This is a genomic window from Streptomyces sp. NPDC001156 (assembly GCF_053598275.1).
On record NZ_JBSFJX010000237.1, the window covers coordinates 1 to 11,300 of the forward strand.

The following is an 11,300-nucleotide window of genomic DNA, read 5'->3' on the forward strand; positions in this document are numbered from 1 at the left end:
CCCTGGGGGCGAAACCCCGTTTCCTGCCCTGCTCCGCAGGGGTCCGATTCCTCCCCGGCCTGAAGGCCGGGGCGTCCTCGGAGGCATTTGGTGAAATCTTCGCCGGTTGCCAAGGGCGGGCTCTTGGCGGTGCAGTGCCCTGCGACGGTTGGCTGGTTCTCAAACCGCGTCGGCCGGCGTCCCTTGCGCTGCGATCTTCAGGTGTGCTCTGACCGCGATCGGGACGTGGCGTCGGAAAGGGGAGGGGGCATGACGAGGGAGGGGAGCGCCCGTGGGGGGCCGATAGCGTCGTTCCAAGCGCTTCATGGTGCGCCTGCAGGCAATGGTCCATGCCTGCCGTGCCAGTGCCGATGTGATCGGCGGACGATGCGACGATCTCTCGGAGCATGGCGGCTTGCTTCTCCGGCAACGCGTACTTCACCGCCCAGGGCTCCGCTCGGCTCTCCGCAGAAAGGAGCGTCACAGCAGGCAGCAGAGGCAGATTACTGCTCGGTTTCGTAGCCGGTCCGGGTGCCTGTAGTCATGTGAGGGTCCGGATGCGATCAGTCGATGTCCGGATCATCGGACTCATTGGGTAGCCGGGTTGCGAGGTCATCGGCCCACAGCACGGCCCAGGCGCGGAGAGCGGTGATGGCTTCGTCGTCGAGGCCATAGGCGATCAGGGCTTCGTCGTCGGTCCATTCGGCGCCTGCCAGATTCGCTTGAAGGTCTTCGCGCTCGAAGCGACCGCGGGCGTGGCGACGGCCGAACTCCTCGAGTTCGGCATTGGTCCAGCGGCGAGAGGCCGCGAACACGTCGATCAGGTCGCGGGGAGCTCCACGGTCGGCGAGGGCGCGGACTTTGGTCCCGATTACGTCCTCCTCCGCGAGGACGGGCCCGTAGGGGCTCTGGGTGATCGGCCGCCAGAAGATCTCCTTGAGGATGTCGACTTCACAGTCCTGACCGGTGACCGGATCGGACACGGTGAAGCGGGCGGACAAGGGAGCGGTCTCCAGCGCCCGGACCTGCCAGCCCCGTGCTTCCAGGCCATTCTGGAGGGTGTTCGCGATGTCGGCCATGGGGGTCGGGTTCTCGGTGGCGACATCGAGGTCCTGGCTGGGACGGTTCACGAGGCGGTGCGCCCGTACGGCGTATCCGCCGGTGAGGACCAGTGGATACGGGGAGCCGAGAGCGATGACATCCGCCAGGAGCCGCGTGTGCAACTCTGGCATGTCCGTCACGCGGCTGCCCGTGTACGGGTGGCGAGCTGGGAGAAGGCGTCTTCCCACACGGTGCGCACGGTGCGGCCGACGAGGGTGCGCAGCACCGGCCACATCTGGAGGAGGAGGTCCTGGTTGAGGTAGTGCGGCAGGTCGTCGCGCAGGCCCTCATGCAGGACGGTGCGGTACAGGCCCATGCGCTGGCGTGGCTTGCCCATGTCGTACGAGGTCATCCCGGACCAGGCAATGTGCAGCGGCAGATCCACGACCCCCTGAGTCGGGCCGCGCAACTGGTCAAGCGACTCCGGCAGACGGCGCCGGAACTTCTCCCGGTACAGCGCGAGGTCCTCGGCGTCCGCGCCTGCGAGGTTCATCGGCGCCGGTGTGGGGTGCTGTGGGCTGGAGGGCATGACTCCATTATGGCGGGCGGAGAACTCGTGCGGGGCATGATGTGCGTGCTGGCGTCCAGAGTGAGCGAGGGGGGTGGATCGTTGGTTGAGCTGGTGGCAAGCGCCGCCGCGAGACCCGGCTGCACCGAGCGCGGGTGACGTCCGGCATGCCGCTCCGGTCCCTCGAGGTGACGTTGTAGTCACGAGCGGCGATCTTGTAGCACGAGCAGCGCTGCGAGGGCCGTGGCGGGGTCTGGGTCGGGTTGACCGATGGGCCACCAGGCGCCGTCCTTCTTCCCGTACGGATACCACCGGCCGTCGCGGCCGTAGCGCAATTGGCGGTCGCGGCCGACGACGGTCCAGCGGTTGCGCCACGCGCGCAGCTGAGGCGGCCGTCCGTCCGCCCAGTCCTCGGTGAGGGAGGCTCGGGCGCGGGCGAGTACGGACGGGTCCGGGGTCCAGGAGTCCTCTAGCACCGCGAGTGCGGCCGTGCCGCCGTGGCGCCAGGCCCGTACCGCCTGGGCGAGCTCGGACAGCGGGCGACCGGTGCTCTCGGCGATCCGGGCGAAGACCTCTGTCTGTGGGTGCTCGGCGGCGATGCGCACAGCGTCCTGCCACTCCGTCAGGTCAGCCGGAGTGGGTGGTGCGTCGTCCGCCAGCGCGGCGGCGAGTCGGCGACGGGCACGCTCGGCTGCGTCGGCGGCCAGGGTCTCCAGAGCCTGCGGGTCGACGCCTGGTTCGGCGGGTTGGGAGGTAGCGAAGACGGGCGGGCGCCCGGCGCGTTCGGGCAGGGGCGGCGGCCCGGGCAGCGGTGGCAGGTCGGCGCGCGCGGCGAAGGCCTCCCGGGCCGGTGTACTTGTCGGTGTGGTGGGGGTGCGCGGGGACGGAACCGACGCTGACGCCGAGGCGGCGCGGGCGGTGTTGCGGCGGTCGAGCTCGTCCAGCACCTGCTGTTCGCCGCGGCCGCGCATCAGCAGCAGCACGAAGGGGTCCTCGTCCAGCAGGCGTGCGACCTGGTAGCACAGCGCGGCGCCGTGTTTGCACGGGTAGCCCCAGTCGGGGCAGGAGCAGGACGGCTCCAGGTCGTTGGCGGACGGTAGCAGCCGCACGCCTGCCGCCAGCGTGTCCTGCAGCAGCTCGGTGGGCATGTCGTGGTCCAGCAGCGCGGCGATGTGCCCGGCGCGCGCCGCCACTGCGTTAAGGAGCCGGTCCCATTCCGTGTCGCTGAGGACGGGGATCGTCAATGACACACGGTAGGGCCGCGGCCTGCTGCCCTGCACTGGGGCGCTGATCCGGCCCGGGACTACGGTCATCTCGCCCACGGATCCGCGCCGCGCGTAGGTGCGACCGCGGGTGAGGCGGCCGGAATCGAGTGAGCACTCCTCCAGCGCCGACACCCACGCCTCGCCCCACCAGGTTGAGGCGAAACTGCTCCGGCGGCCGGGAGCCGGAGGGAAGGGAGGGAACGTGCGGGCGAGCTGATCCTGGGCCCGCTGCTTGGGCTTTGTCGGGCGCGGGCTCACTTGCGGCCTCCCCTCGTGGTGCTCTGACGAATCGTGCTCCAGGGTGTGGTGTTGTGGCGCATCGTTACCAGTTCGGCTAGCTCGGCGTCAGAGAGTTCGGTGAGTGCCGCCTCGCCATGGCTCAGCACGGCGTCCGCGAGCCCCTTCTTCTGCTTGAGCATCTCCGCGATCCGATCTTCGACTGTCCCCTCCGCGATCAGCCGGTGCACCTGCACCGGCTGGGTCTGGCCGATGCGGTATGCACGGTCGGTGGCCTGGTCTTCGACCGCCGGGTTCCACCAGCGGTCGAAGTGGATGACGTGGCCGGCGCGGGTCAGGTTGAGGCCGGTGCCGGCGGCCTTGAGGGAGAGCAGGAAGACCTGCCGTTCGCCGCGCTGGAAGCGGTCGACCATCTCCTCGCGCTGCTTCACCGGCGTCCCGCCGTGCAGGAACTGCGTCGCGGTGCCGCGGGCGGCGAGATGCTGCTCCAGCAGCCGGCCCATCTCGACGTACTGGGTGAAGACGAGCACCGAGCCGTCCTCAGCCACGATCGTGTCCAGCAGCTCGTCGAGCAGCTCCAGCTTGCCGGAGCGGCCGGCGAGCTTCCCGTTCTTCTCCTTCAGGTACTGCGCCGGGTGGTTGCAGACCTGCTTGAGGCCGGTGAGCAGCTTCATCACCAGGCCGCGCCGGGCCATCCCGTCCGCCTCGCCGATCGCAGCCAGCGACTCGCGCACCAGCGCCTCGTACAGGGACGCCTGCTCCTTCGTCAGCGAGACGGGCTGGTCGGTCTCGGTCTTGGGCGGCAGCTCGGGGGCGATGCCGGGGTCGGACTTGCGGCGGCGAAGGAGGAAGGGGCGGACCAGGCGGGCGAGGCGGTTCGCGGTCTCCTGGTCGCCGTCGGCCTCGACCGCGCGGGCGTAGCGGTCGCGGAAGGCGGTGAGCGTGCCGAGCAGGCCGGGTGTCGTCCAGTCGAGCAGGGCCCACAACTCGGAGAGGTTGTTCTCAACCGGGGTGCCCGTCAAAGCGATGCGCCCGGCGGCGGGGACGGTGCGCAGCGCCCGCGCGGTGTCCGAGTACGGGTTCTTGACGTGCTGCGCTTCGTCGGCGACCAGCAGGCCCCACGGCACAGTGGTGTCGGCCAGGCGCTGGGCGTCGCGACGCAGTGTGCCGTACGTGGTGAGGACGAAGGTGTTTGGCGCGAGGTCGTCCAGGGTGCGGCCCGGGCCGTGGAAGCGGCGTACGGCGATGCCGGGTGCGAAGCGCTGCACCTCGCGCTCCCAGTTGCCGAGCAGGGACGTCGGACAGACCACCAGGGTGGGGCCGTGGGCCGATCGCTCGTGGTGGCGCAGGTGGAGGGAGATCAGGGTGATCGTCTTGCCCAGGCCCATGTCGTCGGCGAGACAGCAGCCCAGACCGAGGGAGGTCATCCGGTCCAGCCAGGTGAGGCCCCGGAGCTGGTAGTCGCGCAAGGTAGCTGCGAGCATGGCGGGTTGGCTACTGGTGGCCGATGCGGCGTCCGGGCCCGCCTCCGCCTGGGTGATCCGCGCACGCAACTGCTCCAGGGTGCCGCCCGCGGTGACCGGTACGGACGTGCCGTCGATCTCTACCTCGCCGGTCAGAGCCGCGCCCAGGGCGTCCATCGCGGTGAGCTCGCGGCCGCGCTGCTTGCGGACCTTGCGGACCAGCGCCTGGTCGACCACCACCCACTGGTCGCGCAGCCGCACCACCGGGCGGTGCGCCTCGACCAGGCGGTCCATCTCCTCCTCGGTCAGCGGCTCCCCGCCCAACGCCAACTGCCAGCGAAATTCGAGGAGTTGACCGGAAGAGAGGAAGGTCTCCAGATCCGACTGCGTCTTCTTGCGCCGGGGCGGCTCCAGCAGGCCGGTCGCGGTCAGCTCCTTCGCCAGGCCCTTTGGCAGGTGGACCTGGATTCCAGCGGCGGCCAGCCGCTCCGCGGCCTCGCCGAGCAGGTCCGTCAGCTCGTCGTCAGCGAGCTGCAGCACGTCGGGCGCGGCCGCGGAGAGCAGGCGCGACAGCGGCGGCCATGCCTTCGCGCCGCGGCGCAGCGCCAGCAGCGCGTCGATACGGGTACGGGCGCCGAACTGCTCCGGGGCGGCTGCATCCCCGGCCCACAGCTCCGCCGCGTCGACCACCAGCATGGGGTCGGCGAGACTGTGCAGCTGCACCACGGCCCGGAACTCGGGCCCGGCGCCGCCACTGTCGCCGTAGCCTTCGCCGTCCCAGCTGCCGCCCCACGCGTCGCTGCCTTCCTCCAAGCGCAGGGAGACGCGCACGCCCGCGTCCATCCCCGCGGCCACCTCGGCAGCCCACTCCCGCTGGTCGGGGATGGGTACCGGCATCCGAGCAGCGAAGGCCGGACCGGCGGTCAGGTGGCGCGCTGCCGGGGAGCGCGGCAGGCCGTCCGCGACCGCGTCCAGAAAGGCGCGCAGCAGCGGCTCGGCGGCGGGCAGCGCTACGGGCGACGAGCTCGGCAGCGGGACCGCGCGCGCCTCCGGCGGCATCGCCGCCGCGAGGTCGCGGATCCGGCGCACGTCGTCGCCGTCCAGCGGACCGAGCCGCCAGGCGTCGAACCCGGCGGGGCTCAGCCCCGGCAGCAGCCGCCCGCGCGCGGCGAGTTGAAGCGCGATGAGGGCCCCTGCTCCCCACAACGCGGCGGAGACGGAGACGGAGGCGTTGCCGCTCTGCAGCATGGCGCGAGCGCGGGTGAGTACGGGCACCGCCTGCGCGACCGGCAGCAGCACCGCAGTCACGCTCCGCCGCCGGACCCCGTTCCCGTACGGCCGCACGACGGTGAGCTCCTCCGGCTCCGCATCGCAGTCGGGCAGCTCGCCGCCGTCTGCCCGCCAAAACGCCACGCGGCCCTCCCGGGCCGGATCTCCGGGCAGGAAGACGGCCTCGCATGCGCTGAGCGCGGCTGGGACAGCCGGCGCAAGCGCTCCTGGCTTCCTCTGCTCGACAGGCTCGTCCACTCCGACGACCTGGAGGATACGCGCCATGAGTTGGATGCCCTTCGAGCCGGGGTGCGGGTATGCGCGATGACACCGGCACGCCTTGTCATCGCGCATCCACAAGCTGTACGGCGGAATGCTATCGGTCCGTAGACAGGTGCTCGCGGCGCGGACAAAGGACGGGTGAGCGTCAGGAGCGGAACACCCCCGCGTCGGGGCCCTTTCGAAGGAGACGCCTGTGCCTACCGTTTCTCATTGCATCCAGTCCGCACCGTGGCCGCGCTATCAGTACGGCGGTCGTGGACATCGCCTTCCCGCGCACCGTATCCGCGTCGACCGTCTCCGCCCTCGCCGCCCATATCGGCAGTCCGTCCGCACGGGCTAACCCGTAGCCCCGTGCTTGCGCATCGTCTGGGCTCGGGCGGTGAGCGTGGACATTTCTTGAAGGTCGCTGTCTCCTTGGATGCGCGGGGACTTGTCCGGCCCGCACAGGGCACTTGTCCTTCATGAGACTTGGCAACGCACTCACCTTGGAGCTTGTCCGCAGTTACGTCGCCAAGCAGGGCTTCACAGCCTCGGGCGTAAGCGACGCTGGGTTCGCCGCCGAGTGGCGGCTTGAATTGTCCGGTCGCCCGCGCCTGACCATCCACGACACGCGGTGGGACGGCGGCGAGCGGGACGTCGTGCTGCAACAGCCGCCCCTCGTCCCGGAGATGCCTGCGGCCCTGGCCAACCTCCATGGTCGGCACCGGGCCGGAATAGCGGGAGTTTCCCCGGGCTTCCAGCGGATGATGGCCTACCTGTCGCTGCCTCACCCCGACGGGCGGCCGAAGCAGAAGAGGGCCCTGACCACCGCGCAGTTGGCAGAGGGCTGCGGCGAGGATCTACTGAGAGAGGTTGTCGCACGTCCGGGTGTCTCGCTCGTGCCCTCCTTCGACCTCACCAAGCCGCAGGACACGGAACGGTTCCAGCACGCTGTCCGTTTTCAGGAGGAGGACCGGGAGACACCCGTTGTCGTATACGTCCTCACTCGGCTCATGCCGATCTTGAGGGACACTGGTTGGGTGCCGGACCCGTAATGTTCGCCGTGGGCTGTCGGCGCAATGAGGCCAGCACTCCCCACGCCATTTGTTGGGTAGGGGACATTCCAAACTCCCAGGTCAGAAGAGGTTTGTCGGGTTCGCGACAACCCGCCGACCCCGACCTGACCATCGACCATGAAGGCCCGACCACGACCACGATCGGGACACGAGCCTGTGGTCGGGGCTCTGGTCGGGCCCGACCACGAGTGGGGAGGAGGTCGGACGCGGCCGAGCGCATCACTGGGGTGAGGGCCTGGGGGTACAGGTAGCCGACGGTAGCGTTCCCGGGACGGCACAGGGGAAGAGCCCTCCCCGGCACGGGCGCGGCGCCGGCCGGGGAACCGGATTGCGCACGCTCGCCCGGGTGCGCAGCCCTACGGGCGATGTCGCCCGCCAGCGTGCGCAACGGGCCGAACACGCCGACTGCGCACAATCCCGGGGCCCGGTGCGCAGCCGCATGCGTAACGGACCCTTGGGCTGCGCTGCCACGATTGTGCACCCGTCCATCGCACGGGCCGGACGCCTGTGGTCGGCCCGACCACAGGCCCGACCATCGGGTCGGCCGTCTCTGGGCGAGGTGCAGCCAATGAGGCGAAAGGCTCGCGCGGCTCGCGGCGCGGTGTTGTCTGCACGCCGTTGCGCAGACGGCCGCTCGTCGACCCAGTGCTCGATCACGACGAGCGGGCCTGGATAGCGTTGTGCGAGCTCCGCGCAGTTTTCACCCGCGGAGTTCGTGATGGTCGCGCCCATCCCCCGTCTCGGTAAGAGGTCGCGATCCGTGACCGGGTGACCTTTCGCTGGGTGGGGAATGGTCGCAGCAGGGTTGTGTATGGGGCTGGCCGCATATGGGGGTGTCTGTGGATCGGCAGAGTGGGGTTCCCGCTCAGCGGCGTGTCTGGTGGCTGCTGGTGGCATTGGGTGTGATTGCTGTTCTTGGTGCGGCGTTCCAAGCGGCCGGTTCGAGTGTGCCGACTTCTGTTCAGGTGCTAGTGGCCGTAGTGGTTGCCGCGAGCGGCGTGTTGGTGCCGGAGGTGCTCGGTCGAGTCCGGCAGCAACAGCAGGCTGCAGTGCGTGTCCTGGGTCATTTGAGGCGACCGCTGGGGACGTCGCCGATCCCGTTCGTTCGCGAGGTAGCCGACCCGGAGTTCATCGGCGCGAGCCGGTCCGCATTCGGCTCCTCGCCGCCCTACGTGGGGCGGACCCGCGACGGCGACCTGCGCGAGGCGCTCGGCGAGCATCCTTTCGTCCTGGTCGTCGGAGACTCCAAGGTCGGCAAGACACGCACCGCCTTCGAAGTTATGCGCGCACTTTTCAGCGACCGCGCTTTGCTCATACCGGCCCAGCCTGCCTCGGTGAGCCAGCTCCCCAAGGTGCTCGCCATGACGCCGTCCGCCGTGGTGTGGTTGGACGATCTTGAGAGGTACCTCGGCTCGGACCTGCTGACGGATCACGTCCTTGACCAGCTGCTCCTCCCAGGCCGGACCAGAGTTAGCGTCCTGGCGACCATTCGTTCGAGTGAGATGGGCCGCTACGCCCCTCGCCTGGGCAGCGAGCAGCAGGAGGTCCAAGATCCGGCGTGGAAGGTGATCCAGCGGGCGCATCAGGTGCGGCTCAAGCGCCGGCTGGACGCGGTGGAGCACCACGCCGCTGTGGCCGTTCTCGGGGATCCGAAGCTGATCGCCTCGGTGACGGCGCATGGCTTGGCAGCTTACCTAGCGGCCGGACCCGACCTGGTGGACAGATACCACAATCGCGGGGAAGACCAGCCGGTTGGTCCGGCGCTGGTCCGCGTTGCAGTCGCCTGGCGACGAGTCGGACTGCACCGTCCGGTGCCGGTGAGAGTCCTCAGGGAGCTGTACTTCGATTTCCTGCATGAGCAAGACCAAGTGCCGGAGCATCGACGCAGTGAGGCCTGGCGGCAGGGGCTGCAATGGGCGACCGAGCGGGTCTCCGGTGCGAATGCCCTGTTGTCCACGTCGGCTGAGGGAGTCATGGCCTTCGACTACATCATTGACCAGCTGGGTGAGATTCCCATTCCGGACGGATTTTGGTCGATAGCCCTCCAGGCAGCGTCGGGTGATCCGAGCGAGAGCTTGCGCCTAGGCAGCGTCGCCTACGAACGGGGGGTCTTCCGAGTCGCCGAGCGAGCCCTCAGCCAGGTCGCCACGAGTGACTCCGACCTGGCGCCCGGGGCAGCGAACAACCTTGCGCTGACCCTGGATGCTCTCGCACACGAAGCTGATGAGGAATCGGTTCGCCGCAGCTATTGGGATCGCGCCGAACACGCCTACATTCAGGCCGTCGACTCCGGCCCGCCTGACATTGCAGTCCAAGCCATGGTGAACTTGGCCTGCCTTCTTGCCGATCACGGCGATCGCGAGCGCTCCCGTGAGACTTTCCAGCGCGCCATCACCGCAGGCGATCCCGACCAGACCCCCCGCGCGTGGCGCCTGCTGGGATACCGACTCAGCGACTGGGGCGACACCCTCGGAGCGGCCACCGCCTTCCGCCACGCAGCCGCCACCTCTCATTTCGAACAGGCCCCCAAGGCACTCATTGCCATCGGTGACCTCCTTGCTGGCGCCGGCGAGCTGCAGTCGGCAGCAGCGCTATATAGGCAGGTGATTGATGGAGACCAGCAGGAACTCGCCACCGTGGGCGCCATGAACCTTGGCATGATGCTTGCCGAGAACGACCCCGACGCAGCCAAGCGAGCCTTCGCACAGGCCCACGAGCTCTCCTTGCGATACAGCGAACTGCCGTGGTCGAAGGGCGGACCACTGTTCAACTCCGTGCTCCACTATGGTTCTGCATGGGCACACGGTGCGTACCCCAAGGTCATTGCTGCCGGCCACCCCCGATTCGTGCCCATGGCCTGGGCCCTCCTTGGTTGCCTGCTGATGGAGGAGGGGCAGCCCGACGAGGCCCGGGAAGCGTTCGAGCAGGCGATGCTCGATCCCGTGCACGCAGAAGCCCGGCACATCGCGGCACAGGGGCTGCTAGCCCTGTCCAACCCGGAGCAGGCGCTTCCCGTGCGCCATCCCCGTGATGTATAAGTTCCGCCGGAAGGATCACATTCGGTCGTGCACTGCGTCTCCGAGCGCCAGGCCCACGAGGTCCTGGCGGCTGTCGGGAACAGGATGGAGGAGGTCGGGCTGCGACTGCATCCCGACAAGACCAAGATCATGTACTGCCAGGACGGACACCGGCGTCGCTCGTACGAGCACACGAGTTCACGTTCCTCGGGTACACGTTCCGCCCGCGCGGTGCCCGACGAAGGGACGGGAAGCTGTTCCTGTTCTTTTCGCCGGCGGTCAGCAAGGACGCCCCGCCTCTGCGGTCGTGCCGCGGCAGCCCATTTGCGGTGCTCGTGGATGAGATGGTCGAGCGTGTTGACGAGCAGGACCAGGCCTTGGCGGTGGTCGGCCGGGGCGAGGCCGTTCGCCATGGCTGGTTGCATCGGATCGCCGTGACGGTGTGCCGGGATCGGGAAGGCCGCATCCTCGTACAACGTCGTTCCGAGCACGTCGCTCGGTTCCCGGGGCACTACGAGGTAGCGTCCGGCGGTGCCGTTGTCGCGGGCGAGTCCTATGAGGAAGCCGCAGCGCGCGAACTGGCCGAGGAACTGGGCGTTCGAGCACCGGTCCGCTTCATCGTGAAGTTCCTGAACCGCAGCGGGCTCAGCCCCCATTGGCTTGCCGTTCACGAGGCTGTCCTGTACGACAATCCCAATCCTGACCCGGACGAAGTGATGTGGCACGGCTGGCTGTCGGCGTCCGAGCTCCTCCGGTCGATGCGGGAGAACCCGTTCACTCCGGATACCCATGACATCCTGAGTCACTACTTTTCCGCCGTGGAGCGGGGAATCGTCTGATCGCCTTGGAAGGAATTCAGGCCCTCAGCGGCGACGGGCCGGGTCTGCCGGGGGAGCTGGGCGGGTGGGTGCGGGCAGTCATCGTGTCCGGTGAGGTGCGACGGCCGACGGTGTCGTCTCTACGCAGCACCCTATCCGAGGCACGTCCTACCGTTCCTCGTCAGTGAGCAGGAGTGAGTCTTGTACCCAGTCCTGGTCAACTGGCGCATCCCGAACGGTGGTGGATGCACTGGTCTCCCGCGTTCGCGCCGCGTCCGGCGACACGGATCGTGTCCGTGGTCCGGG

General features: G+C 69.1%; 7 protein-coding genes. 3 read left to right on the forward strand and 4 right to left on the reverse strand.

What is annotated here, in order from left to right; all coding sequences use genetic code 11:
- Window positions 1-542 precede the first annotated feature (542 nt).
- The 4 genes from ACWDA7_RS44990 to ACWDA7_RS45005 all read right to left on the reverse strand — a co-directional run bounded on the left by ACWDA7_RS44990 (window position 543) and on the right by ACWDA7_RS45005 (window position 6,107).
- Window positions 543-1,211, reverse strand: coding sequence for a nucleotidyl transferase AbiEii/AbiGii toxin family protein (locus ACWDA7_RS44990; protein WP_450612966.1), 669 nt, complete (start codon window positions 1,209-1,211; stop codon window positions 543-545).
- A gap of 5 nt (window positions 1,212-1,216) precedes the next feature.
- Window positions 1,217-1,609 carry a hypothetical protein gene (locus ACWDA7_RS44995; protein WP_450612968.1) on the reverse strand — a complete coding sequence of 131 codons (393 nt, stop codon included), beginning with the start codon at window positions 1,607-1,609 and terminating at the stop codon, window positions 1,217-1,219.
- Between the two features lie 179 nt (window positions 1,610-1,788).
- Complete coding sequence (locus tag ACWDA7_RS45000) at window positions 1,789-2,838, reverse strand: SWIM zinc finger family protein (protein ID WP_450612975.1); 1,050 nt, start codon at window positions 2,836-2,838, stop codon at window positions 1,789-1,791.
- Window positions 2,839-3,107: 269 nt separating this feature from the next.
- On the reverse strand, window positions 3,108-6,107 hold the full coding sequence (locus tag ACWDA7_RS45005) for an SNF2-related protein (RefSeq protein WP_450612970.1): 3,000 nt from the start codon (window positions 6,105-6,107) through the stop codon (window positions 3,108-3,110).
- Between the two features lie 458 nt (window positions 6,108-6,565).
- Here ACWDA7_RS45005 and ACWDA7_RS45010 point away from each other — a divergent pair, with 458 nt between their 5' ends.
- The 3 genes from ACWDA7_RS45010 (at window position 6,566) to ACWDA7_RS45020 (ending at window position 11,015) form a co-directional block, all read left to right on the forward strand.
- On the forward strand, window positions 6,566-7,138 hold the full coding sequence (locus ACWDA7_RS45010) for a hypothetical protein (protein ID WP_450612972.1): 573 nt from the start codon (window positions 6,566-6,568) through the stop codon (window positions 7,136-7,138).
- An 860-nt stretch (window positions 7,139-7,998) separates the two neighbouring features.
- Window positions 7,999-10,197 carry a tetratricopeptide repeat protein gene (locus ACWDA7_RS45015; protein ID WP_450612973.1) on the forward strand — a complete coding sequence of 733 codons (2,199 nt, stop codon included), beginning with the start codon at window positions 7,999-8,001 and terminating at the stop codon, window positions 10,195-10,197.
- A gap of 323 nt (window positions 10,198-10,520) precedes the next feature.
- Complete coding sequence (locus tag ACWDA7_RS45020; RefSeq protein WP_450612977.1) at window positions 10,521-11,015, forward strand: NUDIX domain-containing protein; 495 nt, start codon at window positions 10,521-10,523, stop codon at window positions 11,013-11,015.
- Window positions 11,016-11,300: the final 285 nt, after the last annotated feature.